The sequence below is a fragment of the Streptomyces sp. NBC_00464 genome (assembly GCF_036013915.1).
Lineage (GTDB): Bacteria > Actinomycetota > Actinomycetes > Streptomycetales > Streptomycetaceae > Streptomyces.
In genome coordinates this window covers 6,536,728-6,558,194 of the sequence record NZ_CP107899.1, presented here as the reverse complement: position 1 = coordinate 6,558,194, position 21,467 = coordinate 6,536,728, and the positions used below count along the sequence as shown (strand labels likewise).

The window sequence follows — 21,467 nt, the reverse complement described above, 5'->3', positions numbered from 1 at the left end:
GAGGCGAGGAGGAGGACGGGGAGGGGCAGGCGGACGGGGAGTGGGACGTGGAGACGCTCACTGCATTCCTTCCTGGGGGCGGTGGCGGGGACGGGGCTGTACGGGCAGTCCGCGCATCAGCAGGCGGATGCCGTGCAGCCGGATGGCGGCCGAGACGACGGCGGTGGACCAGGGATGGAGCAGCGCCAGCCTGAGCAGCACGCGCGGGGTGACCGGGCGGCGCACTCCGCGGACGGTGGCGGTGAAGGGCCGCAGGCCGGCCCGTTCCAGATGCACCGTCAGGTCGAGCCGGGGCCCCGGCTCGGGCAGCCGCATCCGGTAGGAGCCGTCGACGTCGAAGAACGGCGACACGTAGAACTCCTTGCCGGTGGACGCCCGGCCGTCGGCGTCCGGGCGCAGCAGGTAGCAGTGGCGTTCGCCGTACGTGTTGTGCACCTCGGCGACCGTGCAGAGCGGGCTGCCGTCGGCGCGGCGGCACCAGTAGACGGTCAGCGGGTTGAAGACATGGCCGAACACCCGGGCCTGGGTGAGCATGCGCACGGTTCCGTCGGCGAGGTCGACGCCGTTCGCGGCCAGGAAGCGGCTCAGGCCGGCCCGGATGGTCGGGGCCGTGCCGCCGAAGTGGTCGCGCGGGTCGAAGCCGGCCAGGAGGCGCAGGGCTGCGGGCAGCGGTGGCGGTCCGTCCGGGTCGATCAGCCACAGATAGGTGCGGTGCCGGAACGCGTACTTGCTGGGCGCGGTCCGTACATGGGCGATCGTGCACGGGTAGAGGGCGTTCACCACTCCACCCCCAGCGCGGCGGCCGCCTCCGCCCCCGAGCGGCAGCCGTCCTCGTGGAAGCCCCAGCCGTGGTACGCCCCCGCGTAGGCGGTGACCGGGCCCGACAGCGCGGGCAGCCGGGCCTGTGCGGCCACCGACTCGGGGGTGAAGACGGGGTGTTCGTAGACCATGCGGGCGCGGACGAGGCCAGGGGCGACGCGGTCGGCGCCGTTCAGCGTGACGAGGAAGGTCTCGGGGGCGTCGAGCCGCTGGAGCCGGCTCATGTCGTAGCTGACGGTGACGTGGCCGGCGTCGGCGGCGCAGGACGGCATCAGGTAGTTCCACGAGGCACGGGCGCCGCGGGCCCTCGGAAGCAGCCGGGTGTCGGTGTGCAGCAGGGTGGGGTTGCGGGAGTAGCGGAAGGCGCCGAGGGTCCGGACCTCCTCGTCCGTCGGGTCGGCGAGGATGCGCAGGGCCTGGTCGGGGTGGGTGGCGATGACGACGGAGTCGAATGCCTCGGTGGTGTCCTCGGCGGTGACGAGGTCGACGCCGCCCGCGTGCCGGCGCACGGCACGGACCGGGGTCGCGGTGCGGATGGCGGCGAGCTGCTTGGTGACCCGCTCGACGTAGGCGCCCGAACCGCCGGTGACCGTCCGCCACACCGGGGAGCCGCCGACCGCGAGCATCCCGTGGTGGTCGAGGAACCGGAAGAGGTAGCGGGCGGGGTACAGCATCGCGGTCACCGGGTCGCAGGACCAGACCGCGGAGACCACGGGGGTGAGGAAATGGGCGGTGAAGTACGGGGAGAAGCGGCCGCGGGAGACGAACTCGCCGAGCGTCATCGTGTCCGCGTCCGGTCCGCCGTCGGCCAGGAGGCGGCGGGCGGCCCGGTGGAAGCGCGGCACGGCGGCCAGCATCCGCAGATAGGCGGGGTCCCGGAGCTGGGCGGGCCGGGCGAGGAGGCCGGCCGGGCCGCGGGCGCCCGCGTACTCCAGGCCGCATCCCTCGCACCGGACGGACATGCTCATCTCCGACTCCTGGGTCGGGACGGCGAGTTCCGCGAAGAGCCGCAGCAGATGGGGATAGGTGCGCCGGTTGTGCACGATGAATCCGGAGTCCACGCGGTGGACGCGGCCGTCCGACGCGGGGAGGTCGTGGGTGTGCGCATGACCGCCCACCCGGTCGTCCGCCTCGAACAGCGTCACGTCGTGGGCCGTGCGCAGGATGTGGGCGGCGGTCAGTCCCGCCACCCCGCTCCCCACCACCGCTGTGCGTTGCCGCCTGCCTGTCATGCCGTTCCCTCCGCGTATCGGCGCCCCTCGCCCCTCGCCCGTTCGCGCGGGAGCGGCGATGCCTCTCGGCTGTGGTTCGTTACCGGTCGCGCCGCGGATTGGCCGGGACCGACTCTCATTCGTTCGGGTGACAGACCAATCCGTCGGGCGTCCGGGGACGAATGCCGGTTGTGAGCGAAGATCAGAACGAAGCGCAGAGCGGGGCCCACGGGTCCCGGCGGTCCCGCTGGGCACGTGCGGCCTGCGCCGCGCTCAGCGGTCTGATCGCCGGGTTCTGTGCCCTGGCCGTCGCCGAGCTCGTGGCAGCGGTCGTCCGTCCCGAGGCGGGTCCGGTCGCGGCGGTGGGCGGTGCGGTGATCGACCGCACTCCCCCGGCGCTGAAGGACTTCGCCGTACGGAACTTCGGCACGAACGACAAGCTGGTGCTGGAGCTCGGCATTCTGGCGCTCTTGGCGGTCTTCGCCATGGCGGTCGGGGTGCTGGCGCTGCGGCACCGGCTGCTGGGCTCGGCTGCCGTCCTGGTCTTCGGTGTGGTCGGGGCAGTCGCGGCGGCCGGGCGGCCGGAGGGCCACCCGTCCGACGCCCTGCCCTCGGTGGTGGGTGCCGTGGTGGCCGCAGGAGTGCTGTATCTCCTGGCCGGACGGCTTGCGCCGGCTCCCGGTCCCTCTCCCGCGGCTGGAGAGGGGGGCGGGGAGCCGGACCACGGCACCTTCGACCGGCGGGGCTTCGTCATCGCGGCGAGCGCCGCGGCAGCGGCCTCGGCCGGTGCCGGGCTGCTGGGGCGGCAGCTCACCTCCGCCGTACAGGCCGGGGCAGCCGCCTCACGGCGTGATCTCGTCCTGCCGGTACCCGACTCGGCGGCGCCGGCCGTACCCGCGGGCACCGATCTGAAGATCCGGGGCCTGAGCTCGTTCGTCACCCCGAACAAGAGCTTCTACCGGGTGGACACGGCGTTGGTCGTGCCGCGTACCGACGCGAACGACTGGCGGCTGAGGATCCACGGCAAAGGCGTGAAGAAGCCTCTGACGCTGAGCTTCCAGGACCTGCTGCGCCGCGAGATCATCGAGCGCGACATCACCCTGACCTGCGTCTCCAACGAGGTGGGCGGACCGTATGTCGGCAACGCCCGGTGGATCGGCGTGCGGCTGGCCGATCTGCTGCGCGAGGCGGGGGTGAGGCCGCCGTCCAGCGATGGGCCCGCCGACCAGATCGTGGCGCGTTCGGTGGACGGCATGACGATCGGCACTCCGGTCGAGGACGTCATGGACGGGCGCGACGCGCTGCTCGCCCTGGGCATGAACGGTGAGCCACTGCCCTTCGAGCACGGCTTCCCGGTCCGGATGGTCGTCCCCGGCCTGTACGGATATGTGTCGGCCTGCAAGTGGATCAAGGACATCGAGCTCACCACGTTCGACGACTACGACGCCTACTGGGTCAAGCGTTCCTGGTCCAAGCAGGCACCGATCAAGACCGAGTCGCGTATCGACACCCCCCGCCCCTTCGCCTCCCCGAAGGCCGGCACGATCCCGGTCGCCGGGGTCGCCTGGGCCCAGCACCGCGGAATCCGGCGGGTCGAGGTACGGGTGGACGGCGGCCCGTGGAACACCGCGCGGCTGGCGGCCGAGGACAGCCGGGACACCTGGCGCCAGTGGGTGTGGGAATGGCCGGCCACTTCGGGCAATCACACCCTTGAGGTCCGCGCGACGGACCGTACCGGCGCCACGCAGACCGACCGGCGCGTCGGCACCGTGCCCAACGGTGCGACGGGCTGGCACTCGGTGGTGGTCGACGTGTCCTGAGCAGACGCCCCCACGCACGACACGCGCTCCGTACGGAACGCCCCACTCACTCACACCCTGCATCAATCACCCAACGTGACACATTCGCCACTCATTGCAACCAGGAGAACATCATGAAGGTCATCCACGCCCGTCGCGCCGCCGTCGCACTCTCCGCGGCGGTCCTCCTGCCCGTGGCCCTGACGGCCTGCTCCAGCGACTCAAAGGACAGCGCGTCCGGCTCCTCCGCGAGTTCGGCGAAGGCATCGGCCCCGGCATCGGCATCCGCCGACGCCACGATGCCCATGAACGAGCCTTTCGGTCCGGCCTGTTCGACGGTGCCGAAGGACGGCGCGGGCTCCTTCGACGGCATGGCGAAGGACCCGGTCGCCACTGCCGCCTCGCACAACCCGGCGCTGTCCACCCTCGTCACCGCGGTCAAGAAGGCCGGCCTGGTCGACACCCTGAACAGCGCGCAGAACATTACGGTGTTCGCCCCCACCAACGACGCCTTCGCCAAGGTCCCGAAGGCCGACCTGGACAAGCTGCTCGCCGACAAGGCCGCGCTCACCAAGGTTCTCACCTACCACGTGGTCGGCCAGAAGCTGACGCCGAAGCAGCTGGAGAAGGGTTCCTTCGACACCCTGGAGAAGAGCGAGCTGACGACGTCCGGTTCCGGCATGGAGTACACCGTGAACGACTCCTCGAAGGTCGTCTGCGGCAATGTCCAGACCGCCAACGCGACGGTCTACATCGTCGACACGGTGCTGATGCCCGCCAAGTAGCGGTCCCCGCCCGGGGCTGCGCAGTCACCCGCCCGGCAACGTGCCGGACGGCGTGAGCACTTCGGCCCCGCGCGGACACGGCCGCGTCACGCCCCCGAAACAGCGCGTCCCTAATTTCTGTCGCCCGACAGGAAATCGGCGACAGGGGCCTGACATGACCGCCACCGCACCCACGGACGTACGACCGGATCCCGCCGGAACCGGCCAGGGCGACCACGCCTCCCTGGCCGGTTTCGGCTATCGCCAGGAGCTGCACCGGTCCATGGGGCGCTACGCCTCCTTCGCGGCCGGCTTCTCCTTCATCTCCGTCCTCACGACCGTCTTCCAGTTCTTCGCGTTCGGCTTCTCCTTCGGCGGGGCCGCCTTCTTCTGGACCTGGCCGGCCGTGCTCGTGGGCCAGCTGCTGGTCGCCGCGTGCTTCGCCGAACTCGCCGCCCGCTACCCCCTGTCCGGGGCCATCTACCAGTGGTCGACCCGGCTGAGCACCCCCGCCTTCGGCTGGTTCGCCGGCTGGATCATGGTGATCGGGCAGATCGTCGTGGTCGCCGCCGCCGCGCTCGCGCTCCAGGTGGTGCTGCCGGCGGTCTGGTCCGGATTCCAGCTGGTGGGCGGGGACCCGGCCCCGACCACGGCGACGGGCGCCGCCAATGCCGCACTGCTCGCCGTGGTGCTCCTGGCCCTCACCACGACGGTCAACCTCCTCGACAACAAGGTCATGTCGGCGGTCAACCGGATCGGGGTGACGGCCGAGATCATCGGCGCCGTTCTCATCCTGGTCCTCCTGTTCACCCACACGGAGCGCACCCCGGGCGTCACGCTGCACACCGGCGGACAGGGCGGCGCGCTCGGGGCCATGCTGGTCGGTTCGTTCACCGCGGCCTATGTCCTGATCGGCTTCGACAGCGCGGGTGAGATGAGCGAGGAGACCCGCTCCCCGCGCCGCACCGCACCGCGCACGATCCTGCTCGCACTGGCCTCGGCCGGTGTGCTCGGCGGGCTGCTGGTACTCGCCGGCATCCTGGCCGCGCCCGAACTGACCGACGGGCGGCTGGCCACGGAAGGCCTCTCCTACGTACTGACCAGCAGCCTCGGGGACGGTGTCGGCCGCATGCTGCTCGCCGACGTGGCGATCGCCGTCGCGGTGGCCACGCTCGCGATCCAGACGGCCGGTTCCCGGATGTTGTTCTCGATGGCGCGCGACGGGGTACTGCCCTGCTCGTCCCGGCTCGCCAGGGTCTCCCCGCGTACCGGAATGCCCGCCGCGCCCGCCCTGCTCGTCGGCGCGGCGGCCGCGGCGCTCGGGCTGCTCAACCTGGCATCCCCGGAGGCGTTCCTGGCCATCGGCACCACCTGTATCGCCATGCTGTACCTGGCGTACGCCATGGTCACGGGCCCCATGCTGCTGCGCCGCCTGCGCCGTCTCCCCCTCTCCCCCGCCACCGGCCCGCTCCACGACGAGGACGGCAAACCCCTCTTCTCGCTGGGTTGTTGGGGGCTTCCGGTCAACGCGCTGGCCTTCGTGTACGGAGCGGTGATGACCGTCAACCTGGCCTGGCCGCGGGCCGCGGTGTACGACCCGGCGGGCGGGCACTGGTACTTCCAGTGGTTCACGGTGCTCTTCCTGGGAATCACGGTGCTGCTCGGAGCGGCCTATCGCGTGTACGCGAAGCGGTCGCCGTCCGTACGCTGACCGGATGGACCTCCTGAGCAGGCAGGACCGGGTGGCCGGTGCGGTGGTCGGATCCGCCGTCGGTGACGCGCTCGGCGCCCCCTTCGAGTTCGGCCCTGCGGGCGTCTACACGGCCCGCTTCCCGGACGGCGTCGGCACGATGTGCGGCGGTGGTGGCTGGGATCCGGGCGAGGCGACGGACGACACGCAGATGGCCGTACTCGTCGCGGAGTCCCTGCTGGAGCGCGACGGCCTGGACCTGCCCGACATGTTCGGCCGGTTCCGGCGGTGGGCGGCAGGCGAGCCGAAGGACATCGGGCTCCAGACGGAGTCCGTCCTGACCGGCGGTGACCCGTGGGACACCGCGGCGGCGCTGCACTTCCAGATCAACGGCCGGGCGGCGGGCAACGGTTCACTGATGCGCGCCGCCACCTCCGCGGTGTACTTCGCCGGGACCGGACAGCCCCGGGAGGAGGCACGGGCCGCGACCATGGACGCGGCCCGCAGGATCGCCGCCCTGACCCACGGCGACCGCGCGGCCTGGGAGGGCACCGCCGTACTCCACGAACTGATCCGGGTGGCGCTGGACGGGGCCGACCCGCTCGCCGCCGTCCCGGACGCGCTCTCCGCCGTCCACCCGGATCACCGTGAGCGCTGGGCCACCGTGCTCGCACCCGGCTGGCATCCGGACCGGGCGACGGAGTTCAACGGTGCCGTGTGGCCCTGCCTGGGCACCGCCCTGTGGGCGCTGCGCACGACGCGGTCGTACGAGGACGCGCTGGCCTCGGCGATCGACGTGGGCGGCGACACCGACACGGTGGCGGCGGTGACCGGCGCCCTGGCCGGTGCGGTGTACGGATTCGGGGCGATCCCGACGCGCTGGACCGGGCCGCTGCACGTCCCGCTGCCGGGGTACGGCGACCGAGTACTGCGTACGCCGGATCTGGCCACGCTGGCCGGGCTGCTGGACGGCCGGTCAGCGGATGCGGTTCCTGCGGATATTCGGCTGCCTTGAATCTACACATAAGGGACAGATAAGAGCACAATGGCAGAGCAGGCCGCTTGTCGCACAACCAGGCGGCCGGAACGGAAGGAGACGACCCTCATGTCAAACGTCTCGCACACCGGCCATGACATGGCCGGGCACCCCGACGTCTCCGAAATGCGCGACCGCTACGACCGGATGCTGGGCGGCCGCGATGTGGCACTCGTGGACGGACCGGTGTTCCTGGTCGGCCTGTACTGCGCCGTCTCGCCCTGGGTGCTCCACTTCACCACCTCCCAGGCCCCTCTCGTGACACACAACCTGATCATGGGTATCGCGATCGCCGTGCTGGGACTGGGATTCACCGTGATGCCGCAACGGATGTACGGCCTGAGCTGGGCCATCTGCGCCATGGGCGCCTGGATGATCATCTCGCCCTGGGTGGTGGGCAGCAGCCCGGACATGGGCGTCGTGCTCAACAACGTCATCATCGGCGGCCTGACCGTCCTGCTGGGGCTGGTCTGCGCGGGCGCCTCGATGAGGAGCGGCACCGGCGGCCGCACCTAGAGCCTTTCGCCCACCCGACAGAGAGGACCACCGTCGGCCGGTCCGCAGGACGCGGACCGGCCGACGCCGCGTTCACCCCTCGGACACGGCGGCCCGCGCGCCACCGGCCCGGTCGCCCACGATCCGTAGCGCCGCATCCGCCGTGGCCGCAGCGAACGTCTCCACAGCCCGCTCCGGCCCCGACAGATGCACCAGGATCACGCCCTCGATGAGTCCGAAGACAAGATCGGCACGGAGCCGCGCCTCGTCCGCGCCGAGCACCGCGCCCGCGTCGGTGGCCGCCAGCAGTTCGCCGTACGCGGACCGCAGCGCAGCCCGCACCCGGTGGAAGTCCGCGAACCGCTCGGCCCGCACCTCCGGCAGTACGTACAGCGCGCCCAGGTTGTACGGCCCGCCGCACAGCAGCGCCACGTCCGCCCGGCACAGTTCCCACAGCCGGTCCTCGGCCGGCCTCGACCCGTCCGCGAGCAGCTTCTCGGCGAGCGCGAGCGACGGGGTGACGGTGGACTCCAGGAGCGCCGCGAGGAGATCCTCCTTGCCCGCCACGTAGTGGTACATCGTCGCCTGGCGCATGCCCGCCCGTTCGGCGACGGCCCGGGTGGTGGTCGCCGCGTATCCGCGGGTGGTGAACAACTCGGCGGCCGCGGCGAGAAGTTCCTCCCGCGCGGACAGTCCGCTGTCCGGTCGCTGGGTGGCGCGAGGCCGGCCGACCCGGCGCCCGCCGCCGGTACCTGAGGTGCTGGGCATGGGCCGATCGTCGCACATCCCCGGCCGCCACGATCTTGGTGAGTACTCGGTAACTCCCGCGCAACGAACGGGCAATGACCACGACTCCCCGGCGTCCTAATTTCTGTCGCGCGACAGAAACAAGCGTCGGCAACACGTCGAGCCGGAGGTTGAGCCATGGCGACAGCGACAACACACGGAGCCCGGGACCATGCACGGGCCCAGAGCGGCACCCGTACCGGGTCCATGCCGGTGGTGCCCGCCGCCGACTGGCCGGACGCCACCCCCGGCACCCCGGTCTGGGCCGAGACGGTCGCGGGTGGCAACTACACGCACCGGGTCCTGGCGCGCGGTACCGAACTGCGGCTCACGGACCTCGCCGGCGACGCCTGCGCCCATCTGCTGCTGTACGCCGACGGCCGGCCGTGGGAACGGCTCAACACCGCGGACACCGTCAAGGTCCAGTGGAACGCCTATCTGGGCGCCGGACGGCTTCTCCTCTCCGACCAGGGCCGGGTGCTCGCCTCGGTGACCGCCGACTCCTCGGGCCGTCACGACGCGCTGTGCGGCACCTCCACCCTGCGGCGGAACACCGCGCGGTACGGCGACGGCACCCCGCAGTCGGCCTCCCCCGCAGGCCGCGAACTGCTGAAGCTGGCCGCCCTGAAGAACGGACTGGAGCCGCGCGACCTGCCGCCGTCGCTCTCCTTCTTCCAGGGCGTACGGATCGGTGAGGACGGCACCACGGAGTTCACCGGCTCGGCGGGGGCGGGCGCCGCGGTGGTCCTGCGCGCCGAGCAGGACCTGACCGTACTGATCGCCAACGTCCCGCACCCGCTGGACCCCCGCCCCGCCTACACCAGCACGCCACTGGAGGTGCTGGCCTGGCGCGCCCGGCCGACCGCCCCGGGTGACGCCCTCCGGGACGCCACGCCGGAGGGCCGCCGCGCCTTCCTCAACACACTCGACTTCCTCACCGCCCGGGGGCTCGCATGACCACCACCACCATCCCCGCCCGCGCGGCCTGGTCCGCGACCGTCCGGGCGGGTGAGCACCTCACGCTCACCGATCTGCACGGCAACCAGGCGGTGGACTTCCTGGTGTACGACGCCCACGACACGGCGGTCCGCTACAGCGCCCCCGACACGATCCAGGCCGGCGGAGGCATCTTCCTCACCACCGGCAGCGTGCTGATGTCGAACGAGCACACCCCCCTGATGACGGTCACCGCGGACTCCTGCGGCCGCCACGACACGGTCGGCGGCGCCTGCTCCAAGGAGTCCAACACCCTGCGCTACGGCCATCACACCTGGTCGCAGCATGCCTGCGTGGACAACTTCCTGGCGGAGGGCGCCCGGCACGGGCTCGGCAAACGCGATCTGGTGTCCAACATCAACTGGTACATGAACGTGCCCGTGGAACAGGACGGCACGCTCGGCATCGTCGACGGACTCTCGGCGCCGGGTCTGGCCCTCACCCTGCGGGCCGAGACGGACGTGCTCGTGCTGATCTCCAACTGCCCCCAGATCAACAACCCCTGCAACGGTTTCGACCCGACGGCGGTAGAAGCCACCCTCACCGGGACGAGCCGATGACCTCCGACGCCTTGATGCCCTCCGGCACACCGATGACCTTCGACACCCTGCTGATCGCCAACCGCGGCGAGATCGCGGTGCGCATCATCCGCACGGCCCGCCGCCTGGGTCTGCGTACGGTCGCCGTCTTCTCCGACCCGGACCGCTCGGCCCCGCACGTCCGGCTCGCCGACGAGGCGGTACGGCTGGGGCCCGCACCCGCCAAGGAGTCCTATCTGGACGCCGATCTGGTGCTGCGGGCCGCGAAGGACACCGGGGCCGGGGCCATCCACCCCGGGTACGGGTTCCTCTCCGAGGACGCGGAGTTCGCCCGGCGCTGCGAGGACGCCGGGATCGTCTTCGTCGGCCCGACCGCCGCCCAGCTGGAACTCTTCGGCGCCAAGCACACCGCACGCGCCGCGGCCGAGGCGGCGGGCGTGCCGCTGGCCCCGGGGACCGGGCTCCTCCCGGATCTCCCGTCGGCGCTGACCGCCGCGGAACGCATCGGCTATCCCGTGATGCTCAAGGCCACGGGCGGCGGCGGCGGCATCGGCATGTCGGCCTGCCGGTCGGCCCCGGAACTCGCCGACGCCTGGGAGCGGGTACAGCGCGTCGCCGCCGCGTCGTTCTCCTCGGCGGGGGTCTTCCTGGAACGCCTGGTGGAGGACGCCCGCCATGTCGAGGTGCAGGTGTTCGGCGACGGGCACGGCCGGGTGGTGACGTTCGGCGACCGCGACTGCTCGCTCCAGCGCCGCAACCAGAAGGTCCTGGAGGAGGCTCCGGCCCCGGATCTCCCCGACCGTATCCGTACCCGACTGACCCACTCCGCCCGGGAACTGTGCGCCTCGGTCGGCTACCGCTCGGCCGGAACGGTCGAGTTCGTGTACGACGCCGCCCGTGCCGAGGCGTACTTCCTGGAAGTCAACACCCGCCTCCAGGTCGAGCACCCGGTCACGGAGGAGATCCACGGCGTCGACCTCGTCGAGTGGATGCTGCGCCTGGCCCAGGGCGACACCGCGGTCGTACGGCAACCGGACGCCCCGCACGGCCACGCCGTGGAGGCCCGCGTCTACGCCGAGGACCCGAGCCGCGACCACCGCCCCGGTGCGGGTCTGCTGACACGGGTCGACTTCCCCCGGGGTGAGGGCCTGCGGGTGGACAGCTGGATCGAGACGGGGACGCAGGTGACGACGGCCTACGACCCCATGCTCGCCAAGGTCATCGCGTACGGCGCCGACCGCGCCGAGGCCCTGGCCCGGCTGGACGCGGCGCTCGCGGCCACCCGCATCGACGGCATCGAGACCAATCTCGGGCTGGTCCGGGCCGCCCTGGCCGACGACCGGGTCCGTACCGCGACGCACTCCACCGCCACGCTCGCCATGATCGAGGACCCGACGCCCCGCATCGAGGTGGTCTCCGGCGGCACGCTCACCACCGTGCAGGACTGGCCGGGCCGCACCGGCTACTGGCAGGTCGGCGTACCGCCCTCGGGCCCCATGGACGACCTGTCCTTCCGGCTGGGCAACACGGCCCTCGGCAACACCCCGGGCGCCCCCGGCCTGGAGTGCACCCTCCAGGGCCCCACCCTCCGCTTCACCCGTCCCACGACCGTGTGCGTCACCGGCGCCCCGGCTCCGGTGACCCTCGACGGCTCACCGGTCCCGCAGTGGGAACCGCTGACCGTCCCGGCGGGCGCCGAGCTCGCGATCGGCGCACCCGCGGAACACGGGCTGCGCACGTACGTCCTCTTCGCCGGCGGCGGCCTGGACGTGCCGGAGTTCCTGGGCAGCGCGGCCACGTTCACGCTCGGCGGTTTCGGCGGACACGGCGGCCGGGCCCTGCGCACCGGCGACGTCCTGCACGGCGGGGGCGCCGCACCGGTGGCTCTCCCCGTCCCCGTGTCCGAGCGGCCCCGCCTCACGGACACCTGGCAGATCGCCGCCGCCGAAGGCCCGCACGCGGCGCCGGAGTTCTTCACCGAGGAGGACATCCACGACTTCTACGCGGCCGACTGGAAGGTCCACTTCAACTCGGCCCGCACCGGCGTCCGCCTCATCGGCCCGAAGCCTCGCTGGGCGCGGGCGGACGGCGGCGAGGCGGGGCTGCACCCCTCCAACATCCACGACACGCCGTACTCCGTGGGCGCGGTCGACTACACCGGCGACATGCCCGTGCTGCTCGGGCCCGACGGTCCGTCGCTGGGCGGCTTCGTCTGTCCGGCGACGGTGGTGACGGCCGAACGCTGGAAGCTGGGCCAGCTGCGCCCCGGTGACACGGTCCGCTTCCGGCCCGTGACGGTGACGGGCGAGCCGCGCCCCGCAATCACCGACGGCGGCATCCTGTACCGCGACGACGTCCTCACCTACCGCCGCAGCGGCGACGACAACGTCCTGGTCGAGTACGGCCCGATGCAGCTCGACCTGGCCCTCCGCATGCGCGTCCACGCCCTGATGGAAGCCCTGACGACCGCGGCCGTCCCCGGCATCACCGGTCTGACCCCGGGCATCCGCTCGCTCCAGATCCAGACGGACCCCACCGTCCTCGCCCAGACCGACCTCCTCGACGTGCTCCACCGCACCGAGGCCGCACTCCCGCCCACCGACGCCCTGACCGTCCCCTCCCGCACCGTGCATCTCCCGCTCTCCTGGGACGATCCGGCGACCCGCGAGGCCATCGCCCGCTACATGGCCGGGGTCCGGGACGACGCGCCGTGGTGTCCGTGGAACATCGAGTTCATCCGCCGGGTCAACGGTCTGGACTCGGTCGACGACGTGTACCGCACGGTGTTCGACGCCGAGTACCTGGTGATGGGACTGGGAGACGTCTACCTCGGCGCCCCGGTGGCCACCCCGCTGGACCCGCGCCACCGCCTCGTCACCACCAAGTACAACCCGGCTCGCACCTGGACCGCGGAAAACTCCGTCGGCATCGGCGGTGCCTACCTCTGCATCTACGGCATGGAGGGGCCGGGCGGCTATCAGTTCGTCGGCCGTACCACCCAGGTCTGGTCCGGCTGGCAGCAGCGCGGCGCGTTCGAGCCGGGCTCGCCGTGGCTGCTCCGCTTCTTCGACCGCATCAAGTGGTATCCGGTGGACGCGGACGAACTCCTGGAGCTGCGCGCGGACATCATCTCCGGCCGCTTCGTCCCGCGGATCGAGGAGGGCGAGTTCTCACTGGCGCGGTACGAGGAGTTCCTGGGCCGGAACGCGGAGTCGATCGCCGCCTTCCGTACCCGCCAGGGCACGGCCTTCGCCGCCGAGCGCGACGCGTGGGAGGCCGCGGGTGAGTTCGCACGGGCCGACGCCGCCGAGGCACCGGCGCCGCCTGCCACCGAGGTGACGGTGCCGGCGGGCGGCCACCTGGTGGAGGCCGAGTTCGCGGCATCGGTCTGGCAGCTCAATGTGGCCGAGGGCGACACGGTGACGGCAGGTCAGCCGCTGCTGGCGCTGGAGGCGATGAAGATGGAGTCCCGGGTGCACGCCCCGGCGGACGGCGTGGTGGAACGGATCCTCACCCGGCCGGGCGCACAGGTCGAGGCGGGCACGGCTCTGGTGACCCTGGCCCCGCCCACCCCCACGAACTGAGGAGCACCCCGATGTCCATTCCCACTCCCACTTCCACTCTCGCCCGGGTCCGCGCCGCGTACGCCCGCATCGAGGCGGTGGACCGCCCGGAGATCTGGATCGGTCTGCGCCCGCAGGCCGACCTGGAGGAGGAGGCCCACGCCCTCGAAACCCGCCTGGCAGCGGGCGAGTTCCTCCCTCTGGCGGGCCGGCTGCTCGCCGTCAAGGGCAACATCGACGTGGCCGGCCTGCCCACCACGGCGGGCTGCCCCTCCTACGCGTACGAACCCGCCGCGGACGCCCCCGTCGTGGCGCGGCTCCGGGCCGCCGGGGCGCTGGTGATCGGTACGACGAATCTCGACCAGTTCGCCACGGGCCTGGTCGGCACCCGCTCCCCGTACGGTGCGGTCCGCAGCGCCCATGCCCCCGACCGCATCAGCGGCGGTTCCAGCTCGGGTTCGGCGGTCGCCGTCGCGCTCGGCATCGCGGACCTGGCGCTCGGCACGGACACGGCGGGCTCGGGCCGGGTCCCGGCGGCGTTCAACGGGATCGTGGGCCTGAAGCCGACGCGCGGTCTCGTCCCGGGGGACGGAGTGGTCCCCGCCTGCGCGAGCCTGGACTGCGTCACCGTCTTCGCCCGTACGCTCCCCGAGGCGGAGTCGGCGCTCGCCCTGATGACCTCGGCCACCGCCCGCCCCGTCCCCGCCCGCGTCCCGGGCCCGTGGCGGATCGCGGTGCCGTCCACGGAACAACTGGGTGAACTGGACCCGGGCTGGGCTGATGCCTACGCATCGACGACGGCCCGCCTCCGCGCGGCGGGCGCCGTCCTGCTTCCCGTCGACCTGACCCCGTTCACGGAGGCGGCGGCCATGCTCTACGCGGGGGCGTTCGTCGCGGAGCGCTACACCGCGGTGGGAGCGTTCGTCGACAGCGGGCCCCCGGACCTGGACCCCACGGTGGCGGGCATCATCACCGCGGCCCGGGACATCCCCGCACACCGCCTGTTCGCGGACCGGGACCGGCTGGAGCGGCTCCGCGCCGCGGCCGAGGCCGCACTGGGCGACGCGGACGCCCTGCTGCTCCCCACGACACCCGGCCACCCCACGCTCGCGGAGGTGGCGGCCGACCCGCTGGGCGCGAACGCCCGGCTCGGCCGGTTCACCAACTCCACCAATCTGTTCGGCCTGTGCGCGGTGGCCGCTCCGGCGGGCGAGGTGGCCGGCCTGCCGTTCGGCGTGATGCTGATCGGCCCCGCCCACACGGACGAGCGCCTGACCCGGATCGCCGCCCTGCTGACCCCGCCCGTCCACCTCGCGGTGGCGGGCGCCCACCTGACCGGCGAGCCGCTCAACCCGCAACTCCTTCTCCTGGGCGCCCGCCTGATCCGTACGACGACAACGGCCCCCGTCTACCGCCTGCACGCCCTGGCGACAACGCCGCCCAAGCCGGGCCTGGTCCGCACGGACGAGGGAGGCGCGGCCATCGAAACGGAAATCTGGGAACTCCCGGCCGAGGGCCTGGGCACCCTCACGGCAGCCCTCCCGCACCCCATGGTGCTGGGCCGGGTGGACCTGTCGGACGGCACGACGGCTACGGGCTTCCTCTGCGAGCCGTACGCGGTGAAGGGCGCGGAGGACATCACGGGGCACGGCGGCTGGCGCGCATACAGGTCCAGCAACCCACTCGGCCCGTCCGGCGTACCTGCCAGCCCTTCCGGGGCACAACCCAGCCCCTCCGGCGTACCTTCCAGCCCCTCCGGGGCACAACCCAGCCCCTCCGGCGTTTGAGGAGCGGGGGTCCGGGGGCGGAGCCCCCGGTTACGGGAAGGGGCGGGGAGGGGACAAGGCCCGCCGCAGGCGACGCACCCACACACCACCCCGCCCACCGCTCCGCACTGCGCCTCAGCCCACAGAGCTGTAGGCCACCACCCCCCGCAACACCTCATCAACCGCCTTCCGCGCATTCCGCCCCACCGAACTCCCCTCACGCGGAGCCGCCGCAGCCACCTGCCCCAGCACGTCGATCACCTGCTTGCACCACCGCACGAAGTCCCCCGCCGGCATCTCCGCCTCGCGCAGCACCTCGTCCAGCGTCCGCCCGGACGCCCACATGTACACCGCCCAGGCGAATCCGAGATCGGGCTCGCGCTGCCCGACCCCCTCCGCCTGATTGATCTTGAAGTCCTCCTCCAGGGCGTCGAGCCGCCCCCAGATCCGGACCATCTCGCCCATCGCGGTCTTCGCCGGCCCGGACGGCAGCTTCGGCGCCACCGCGTCGTCCGACTGCCGCGCCTCGTACACCAACGCCGAGACACACGCGGCGAGTTCGGCAGGGTTGAGGCCCTCCCACACACCCGCCCGCAGGCACTCGCTCGCCAGCAGGTCCAGCTCGCCGTACAGCCGGGCCAGCCGCCGCCCGTGCTCGGTGACCTCGCTGCCCCGCAGATAGTCGAGCTCGGTGAGCAGGGCCACGATCCGGTCGAAGGTGCGGGCGATCGTGTTCGTCCGCCCCTCGATGCGGCGCTCCAGCTGCTGGGTGTCCCGCTGCAGCCGGTGATACCGCTCGGCCCACCGCGCATGGTCCTCGCGCTCGTCGCACCCGTGGCAGGGGTGGGCGCGCAACTCGGCCCGGTAGCGCGCGATCTCGCGGTCGTCGGCGGCGGCGGCACGCTCGCGGCGGTGCCGGTCCGGCACGAGGTGCCCGGCCTTGGTCCGCAGCGCGGACGCCAGATCGCGGCGCGACTGCGGAGAGCGCGCGTTGAACGACTTCGGGACCCGCATCCGCTCCAGTGCCTCCACCGGCACCGGGAAGTCGATCGAGGCCAGCCGCTTCACCTGGCGCTCAGCCGTCAGCACCAACGGCCGCGGCCCGTCGTGGTACTCCATCCCCCGATGCCCGTGTCCGTTGGTCCGCCCGGCAGGCAGCCCGGGATCCAGAACGAGCGCCAGCCCTGCGAACTTGCCGGTCGGCACATGAATGACGTCGCCCGGCTTGAGCTTCTCCAGGGACGCCGCCGCCGCGGCCCGCCGCTGCGAGGCGCCCTGCTTGGCGAGCTCCGTCTCCCGGTCCTTGAGGTCGCGGCGCAGCCGCGCGTACTCCTCGAAGTCGCCGAGGTGGCAGGTCATTCCCTCCTTGTAGCCCTCCAGGCCCTCCTCGTTCTTCTGGACCTGGCGGGAGATCCCGACCACCGAGCGGTCCGCCTGGAACTGGGCGAAGGAGGTCTCCAGCAGCTCACGCGACCGGTGCTTCCCGAACTGCTGCACCAGGTTGACGGCCATGTTGTACGAGGGGCGGAAGCTGGAGCGCAGCGGATACGTACGCGTGCCCGCGAGTCCGGCCAGCGCGCCCGGGTCCATGCCGCGCTGCCAGAGCACCACCGCGTGGCCCTCGACGTCGATGCCGCGGCGGCCGGCGCGGCCGGTCAGCTGGGTGTACTCGCCGGGCGTGATGTCGGCATGCTGCTCGCCGTTCCACTTGACGAGCTTCTCCAGGACCACCGAGCGTGCGGGCATGTTGATGCCGAGCGCGAGGGTCTCCGTCGCGAAGACCGCCTTCACGAGGCCACGGACGAAGAGCTCTTCGACGACCTCCTTGAAGGTCGGCAGCATTCCGGCGTGGTGCGCGGCGATGCCCCGCTCCAGGCCTTCGAGCCATTCGTAGTAGCCGAGGACGTGCAGGTCCTCGGCGGGGATGGACGCCGTGCGCTGCTCGACGATCTCCCGGACCAGCCGGCGCTTGTCCTCGTCGTTGAGCCGCAGTCCGGCGTGCAGGCACTGCTGCACGGCGGCCTCGCAGCCGGCCCTGCTGAAGATGAACGTGATGGCGGGCAGCAGTCCCTCGGCGTCCAGCCGGTCGATGACCTCGGCCCGCGACGGTGTCCAGATGCGGCTGCGCTGGCGCCGCTCGCGCTCGCGGTCCGCCTCGCGCACCATCTTCCCGCGCCGGCGTTCACGCGGGTTGTATCCGCGCTGGTTCTCCATGCGGGCGAGCCGGACCAGGTCGGGGTTGACCTCACGGCGCCCGGACCCGCGGCCGCCGTGGTCGCTCTCCTCCTCGAAGAGGTCGTACATCCGGCGGCCGGCCAGCACATGCTGCCAGAGCGGCACCGGCCGGTGCTCGGAGACGATCACCTGGGTGTCGCCCCGTACGGTGTCCAGCCAGTCGCCGAACTCCTCGGCGTTGGACACGGTCGCCGACAGCGACACCAGGGTGACGGATTCGGGGAGGTGAATGATCACTTCCTCCCACACAGCGCCCCGGAAGCGGTCGGAGAGGTAGTGCACCTCGTCCATCACCACGTAACCGAGGCCGTTCAGCGCCTGGGAGCCCGCATACAGCATGTTCCTCAGCACCTCGGTGGTCATGACGACCACCGGTGCGTCGGCGTTGACGCTGTTGTCCCCGGTCAGCAGGCCGACCTTGTCCGCGCCGTACCGCTTGACCAGGTCGGCGAACTTCTGGTTGGACAGGGCCTTGATCGGCGTGGTGTAGAAGCACTTGCGGCCCTGGGCCAGCGCCAGATGCACGGCGAACTCGCCGACGATCGTCTTGCCCGAACCGGTCGGGGCCGCGACCAGCACGCCCTTGCCGGCCTCCAGCGCCTTGCAGGCCTCGATCTGATAGGGGTCCAGATCGAACTCGTACATCTCGCGGAAGGGTCCGAGCGCAGTCGCCTGCTCGGCGGCTCGGATCCGGGAAGCCTGGTATCGCTCAGCTGGTGAGAGGTCCTCTGTCATCTTGTCCACGAGCCTACCCGGCACCTGTGACAGTCACTCGATCTTTAAGTCCCCGTGGGAGAACCCGCCCCCAGCACCCGTGCCGCACGCGGTACACAGGTGGCGGTCAGTGGCAGCGAGCCGAGCGGCTCACCGTCCGCGTACGCGGTGACGCCGACCGCCTCCAGTGCGATGGAGGAGACCCGGTGCACGGTGACGACGGGGTGGCCGAGGTGCGTTCCCCTGTAGACCTTGGGGAACACCTTGAGGAGGGTGGTGCGGCTGCAGTCGCCGACGACGGTCACGTCGAAGAGGCCGTCGTCCATGACGGCGTCCGCACAGATCCGCATGCCGCCACCATAGGTCGAGCCGTTGCCGACGGCGATGAGCGTCGCCTCGATCTCCCGGACCGGTCCGCCGTCCAGACTCATGCGGTACGTGATGGGCTTGAAGGCGGCGAGTTCGGCGAGGATCGCCAGGTCGTACTTGAACCGGCCGCCGACCCAGCGCATCCGGTTGCCGCGGTCGTTGACGCGGGAGTCGAAGCCGGAGGCGAGCACGGAACCGAACCAGCGCTCGCCGACCCTGCCGAGGTCGATCTCGCGGACGGCACCGCCCTTGAGCGCTTCGGCGGCCAGCCGGCCCGCCGCCGCGGGGTCCCGTATCGGCATGCCGAGAGCGCGGGCGAAGTCGTTGCCCGTACCGACGGCGACGACACCGAGCGGGGTCGGGGTCCCGGCGACCGCCTGGAGGGCGAGGGACATCATCCCGTCGCCGCCGACGGCTATGAGCGCGCCCGTCCCCGCGGCCACCGCCTCGCGGGCCCGCCGCAACGCGTCGTCGGCGTCCTCACCGAGCACCGTACGGACGGAGAATCCGGCGTCCCGCAACGCGGAAGCGGCCGGCTGCGCGGCGTGCGCGCCCCGGCCGCGTCCTGCGGTGGGATTGACGAAAAGGGTGATCTCGCTGGTCACCCGGGGGACCTTACAAGGTCAGGTGATGTCGTCGTAACCGTCTCGCCGGATCGATCGTCCGCCGTCCTGTTCCCCGTCGGCCTGTGCGGGCAGCGAAGCCGACACGTTCTCCATGTCGCCGATGTCCTCAGGCGTGAGATCCAGGTCCGAGGCCTCGTCGTCGTCGAGGTCGGCGTCGGGGTTCTCGCGACGCCTCCGCCGGTCGTTGACGATGCAGATACCGAGCGCGAGGAAGTAGAGCAGCACGATCGGCGCGGCCAGTACCACCATCGTCAGCGGGTCACCGGTGGGGGTGGCGACTGCGGCGAAGACCGTGATGCCCATGATCATCGCGCGCCACCAGGACCCGAGCCGCTTGGCTGTGAGGACGCCGGTGAAGTTCAGCAGGACGAGCAGGAGAGGCAGCTCGAAGGCGAGACCGAACACGATCACCATGCGCGTGACGATGTCGAGGTAGTCGTCGACGGGCAGCAGGTTCGTCGTGTTGTCCGGGGTGAAGTCGAGCAGCACCGCCGCGGTCTGGGGCATCAGGATGTACGCGAGCGCAGCTCCGACGCAGAACAGCGGCACGCCGGCGCCGACGAAGCTCAGCGCGTACTTCTTCTCGTTCTTGTGAAGACCCGGGGCCAGGAACGCCCAGAGCTGGTAGAGCCAGACGGGAGTGGAGAACAGCACACCCGCCATGAGGGAGACCTTGAGGGCGATGGAGAACGGAGCGACCAGACCGTTCACCGTCATCTCGGCGCAGGGACGACCGTTCGCCTGCTTCTTCTGGCCGTCGGTGCACCCGACCGACTCCAGGATCGGGCGGATCAGGAAGTCGATCAGATCCTGGTAGAAGAAGGCCGTGATCGACGTGATCACGATGACCGCCACGACCGCGATCAGCAGTCGGTTACGCAACTCACGCAGGTGATCAGCGAGAGGCATCCGCCCCTCGCCGTCCTTCTCCTGCTTGCGGGCAGACTTGAGCAACCCACTTCCCTCGTCTCGTGCGGCAGCTGTCGGGGAGACCCGTCAGCAATCAGCTCTGGGTGGTGGGCTTCGCTTCGTTCACCGGGCGGGAGCTCGTCACGTCGCCGGGAGCGGCCTGGATCGTGCGCGCGGCTGCGGGCTGCTGAGCACCCTGGTCGGCGACCGTGTCCGTCGGCGCCGCCGGCTCGTCGTCCTTCTTCATCGCCTTGGCCTCGCTCTTGAGGATGCGGGCCGACTTGCCGAGGGAACGCGCCATGTCGGGAAGCTTCTTGGCACCGAACAACAGCAGGATGACAGCGATGATCAGAACGATCTCGAGAGGCTTCAGATTGCCCATGATGTGCTTCCTTCTCGCTGAGGCGGCTGGAGGTGGGCTCGCTGCCCTTTTGGGTCAGACACACGTCCGACCATTTCGCTGGGAGCGATCGTAACCCGCGGGAGTAAACGCGAGGCAATGCCTGTGCATACTTTCGACAGCGGCCCGCACCCCCTGCCAGGGCCGTCACCAGCAGCGTACCTCCCGCCACTGCGAAAAAGGAGGCCGCATCCGACCGGATCGAACGGGCCCGCCTAGCGCAGGGTTTCGCCGGTGGCCGCGAGATTCGTGGCAGCGCGCTCCAGTTCCTCCGCGGCCCGGTTGATGCGCTCAGTGGTGCTTGTCACCTGGTGACCGAGGCGCTGGGCCTCGATGAAGACCTTGATGGCCAGCACGCCCAGGACGGCGATGCCGAGGAATCCCAGGGCGATGGCGAGCATGGGCCAGAACATGCGCAGAGCCTCGATGTGTCTAGTGTCCGAAGGTCCGGAGTGATGTCTCAGGCACCGGTGTACAGGCGCAGCGTCCGCACGCCGCCGCCGGTGAGCAGTTCCACTATCCGCTCCCCCGCGGGCCGGCGGACGGACACGTCGCACGCGGGGCAGGTGAAGGAGTAGAACGTGGTCCGGCTGCTCGCGCCGATCGCGAGACGGAACTCCGCCGCCGCGAGTTCGAACCGCGCGCGGCACTCCGGGCAGGCAGCCTTGAACCGTACGGATTCGGGGACGACCACGGTCGGCACGACGGAAACACCCGACACGACAGACATATGGGTCATATCTCCTCGGG

General features: G+C 71.5%; 18 protein-coding genes. 9 read left to right on the top strand and 9 right to left on the bottom strand.

Annotated features, from left to right (window positions below; genetic code table 11):
• Nucleotides 1-57: 57 nt before the first annotated feature.
• Together OG912_RS29440 and OG912_RS29435 are read right to left on the bottom strand one after the other, a co-directional pair.
• On the bottom strand, nt 58-783 hold the full coding sequence (locus OG912_RS29440) for a DUF1365 domain-containing protein (RefSeq protein WP_327711966.1): 726 nt from the start codon (nt 781-783) through the stop codon (nt 58-60).
• Nucleotides 777-2,051: an NAD(P)/FAD-dependent oxidoreductase gene (locus OG912_RS29435; RefSeq protein WP_327711965.1), complete on the bottom strand. Its 1,275-nt coding sequence runs from the start codon at nt 2,049-2,051 to the stop codon at nt 777-779. The genes OG912_RS29440 and OG912_RS29435 overlap by 7 nt, the downstream gene beginning before the upstream one ends.
• A gap of 161 nt (nt 2,052-2,212) precedes the next feature.
• Between OG912_RS29435 and OG912_RS29430 the strand changes: the two genes are divergently transcribed.
• From OG912_RS29430 to OG912_RS29410, 5 genes are all read left to right on the top strand, one after another.
• The gene (locus tag OG912_RS29430) at nt 2,213-3,850 is read left to right on the top strand and encodes a sulfite oxidase (protein ID WP_327711964.1); all 1,638 of its coding nucleotides are present in this window, start codon (nt 2,213-2,215) and stop codon (nt 3,848-3,850) included.
• Between the two features lie 113 nt (nt 3,851-3,963).
• On the top strand, nt 3,964-4,614 hold the full coding sequence (locus OG912_RS29425; protein ID WP_326735231.1) for a fasciclin domain-containing protein: 651 nt from the start codon (nt 3,964-3,966) through the stop codon (nt 4,612-4,614).
• 154 nt (nt 4,615-4,768) lie between these two features.
• Nucleotides 4,769-6,304 (top strand): amino acid permease, encoded by a 1,536-nt coding sequence (locus tag OG912_RS29420; protein ID WP_327711963.1) that lies wholly within the window; start codon nt 4,769-4,771, stop codon nt 6,302-6,304.
• 4 nt (nt 6,305-6,308) lie between these two features.
• Entirely contained in the window at nt 6,309-7,298 is a 990-nt protein-coding gene (locus OG912_RS29415) for an ADP-ribosylglycohydrolase family protein (RefSeq protein ID WP_327711962.1), read from the top strand.
• Between the two features lie 90 nt (nt 7,299-7,388).
• Nucleotides 7,389-7,835 (top strand): SPW repeat protein, encoded by a 447-nt coding sequence (locus tag OG912_RS29410; RefSeq protein WP_326735234.1) that lies wholly within the window; start codon nt 7,389-7,391, stop codon nt 7,833-7,835.
• Nucleotides 7,836-7,907: 72 nt separating this feature from the next.
• Here OG912_RS29410 and OG912_RS29405 read toward each other — a convergent pair whose 3' ends face one another.
• Nucleotides 7,908-8,582, bottom strand: a complete 675-nt coding sequence (locus OG912_RS29405; protein WP_327711961.1) for a TetR/AcrR family transcriptional regulator — start codon at nt 8,580-8,582, stop codon at nt 7,908-7,910.
• Nucleotides 8,583-8,738: 156 nt separating this feature from the next.
• Here OG912_RS29405 and OG912_RS29400 point away from each other — a divergent pair, with 156 nt between their 5' ends.
• The 4 genes from OG912_RS29400 to atzF are packed head-to-tail and all read left to right on the top strand — an operon-like array spanning nt 8,739 to nt 15,485.
• On the top strand, nt 8,739-9,557 hold the full coding sequence (locus OG912_RS29400; RefSeq protein ID WP_327711960.1) for an urea amidolyase associated protein UAAP1: 819 nt from the start codon (nt 8,739-8,741) through the stop codon (nt 9,555-9,557).
• Entirely contained in the window at nt 9,554-10,156 is a 603-nt protein-coding gene (locus OG912_RS29395; protein ID WP_326735238.1) for an urea amidolyase associated protein UAAP2, read from the top strand. Before OG912_RS29400 ends, OG912_RS29395 begins: the two co-directional genes overlap by 4 nt.
• Nucleotides 10,157-10,188: 32 nt before the next feature.
• Nucleotides 10,189-13,719, top strand: a complete 3,531-nt coding sequence (locus OG912_RS29390) for a 5-oxoprolinase/urea amidolyase family protein (protein ID WP_327713580.1) — start codon at nt 10,189-10,191, stop codon at nt 13,717-13,719.
• An 11-nt stretch (nt 13,720-13,730) separates the two neighbouring features.
• Entirely contained in the window at nt 13,731-15,485 is a 1,755-nt protein-coding gene (gene atzF, locus OG912_RS29385; protein ID WP_327711959.1) for an allophanate hydrolase, read from the top strand.
• 114 nt (nt 15,486-15,599) lie between these two features.
• Here the strand turns inward: atzF and OG912_RS29380 are convergent, their stop codons facing one another.
• The 6 genes from OG912_RS29380 to OG912_RS29355 form a co-directional block, all read right to left on the bottom strand.
• Complete coding sequence (locus tag OG912_RS29380; RefSeq protein WP_327713579.1) at nt 15,600-18,434, bottom strand: DEAD/DEAH box helicase; 2,835 nt, start codon at nt 18,432-18,434, stop codon at nt 15,600-15,602.
• 44 nt (nt 18,435-18,478) lie between these two features.
• Nucleotides 18,479-19,387, bottom strand: a complete 909-nt coding sequence (locus tag OG912_RS29375) for a diacylglycerol kinase (RefSeq protein WP_327711958.1) — start codon at nt 19,385-19,387, stop codon at nt 18,479-18,481.
• Between the two features lie 18 nt (nt 19,388-19,405).
• The gene (gene tatC / locus OG912_RS29370; protein ID WP_327711957.1) at nt 19,406-20,362 is read right to left on the bottom strand and encodes a twin-arginine translocase subunit TatC; all 957 of its coding nucleotides are present in this window, start codon (nt 20,360-20,362) and stop codon (nt 19,406-19,408) included.
• Nucleotides 20,363-20,411: 49 nt separating this feature from the next.
• Nucleotides 20,412-20,702 (bottom strand): Sec-independent protein translocase subunit TatA, encoded by a 291-nt coding sequence (gene tatA / locus OG912_RS29365; RefSeq protein ID WP_326740533.1) that lies wholly within the window; start codon nt 20,700-20,702, stop codon nt 20,412-20,414.
• A gap of 230 nt (nt 20,703-20,932) precedes the next feature.
• Nucleotides 20,933-21,130: a hypothetical protein gene (locus OG912_RS29360; protein ID WP_327711956.1), complete on the bottom strand. Its 198-nt coding sequence runs from the start codon at nt 21,128-21,130 to the stop codon at nt 20,933-20,935.
• 47 nt (nt 21,131-21,177) lie between these two features.
• Nucleotides 21,178-21,456, bottom strand: a complete 279-nt coding sequence (locus tag OG912_RS29355) for a hypothetical protein (protein ID WP_330826119.1) — start codon at nt 21,454-21,456, stop codon at nt 21,178-21,180.
• Between the last annotated feature and the right edge of the window lie 11 nt (nt 21,457-21,467).

What these genes read in the sequence shown, in the direction of transcription:
- OG912_RS29435 (WP_327711965.1), bottom strand. Translation starts at nt 2,051, where the DNA reads ATGACAGGCAGGCGGCAACGCACAGCGGTGGTGGGGAGCGGGGTGGCG.
- OG912_RS29430 (WP_327711964.1), top strand. Translation starts at nt 2,213, where the DNA reads ATGCCGGTTGTGAGCGAAGATCAGAACGAAGCGCAGAGCGGGGCCCAC.
- OG912_RS29425 (WP_326735231.1), top strand. Translation starts at nt 3,964, where the DNA reads ATGAAGGTCATCCACGCCCGTCGCGCCGCCGTCGCACTCTCCGCGGCG.
- OG912_RS29420 (WP_327711963.1), top strand. Translation starts at nt 4,769, where the DNA reads ATGACCGCCACCGCACCCACGGACGTACGACCGGATCCCGCCGGAACC.
- OG912_RS29415 (WP_327711962.1), top strand. Translation starts at nt 6,309, where the DNA reads ATGGACCTCCTGAGCAGGCAGGACCGGGTGGCCGGTGCGGTGGTCGGA.
- OG912_RS29410 (WP_326735234.1), top strand. Translation starts at nt 7,389, where the DNA reads ATGTCAAACGTCTCGCACACCGGCCATGACATGGCCGGGCACCCCGAC.
- OG912_RS29405 (WP_327711961.1), bottom strand. Translation starts at nt 8,582, where the DNA reads ATGCCCAGCACCTCAGGTACCGGCGGCGGGCGCCGGGTCGGCCGGCCT.
- OG912_RS29400 (WP_327711960.1), top strand. Translation starts at nt 8,739, where the DNA reads ATGGCGACAGCGACAACACACGGAGCCCGGGACCATGCACGGGCCCAG.
- OG912_RS29395 (WP_326735238.1), top strand. Translation starts at nt 9,554, where the DNA reads ATGACCACCACCACCATCCCCGCCCGCGCGGCCTGGTCCGCGACCGTC.
- OG912_RS29390 (WP_327713580.1), top strand. Translation starts at nt 10,189, where the DNA reads ATGACCTTCGACACCCTGCTGATCGCCAACCGCGGCGAGATCGCGGTG.
- atzF (WP_327711959.1), top strand. Translation starts at nt 13,731, where the DNA reads ATGTCCATTCCCACTCCCACTTCCACTCTCGCCCGGGTCCGCGCCGCG.
- OG912_RS29380 (WP_327713579.1), bottom strand. Translation starts at nt 18,434, where the DNA reads ATGACAGAGGACCTCTCACCAGCTGAGCGATACCAGGCTTCCCGGATC.
- OG912_RS29360 (WP_327711956.1), bottom strand. Translation starts at nt 21,130, where the DNA reads ATGTTCTGGCCCATGCTCGCCATCGCCCTGGGATTCCTCGGCATCGCC.
- OG912_RS29355 (WP_330826119.1), bottom strand. Translation starts at nt 21,456, where the DNA reads ATGACCCATATGTCTGTCGTGTCGGGTGTTTCCGTCGTGCCGACCGTG.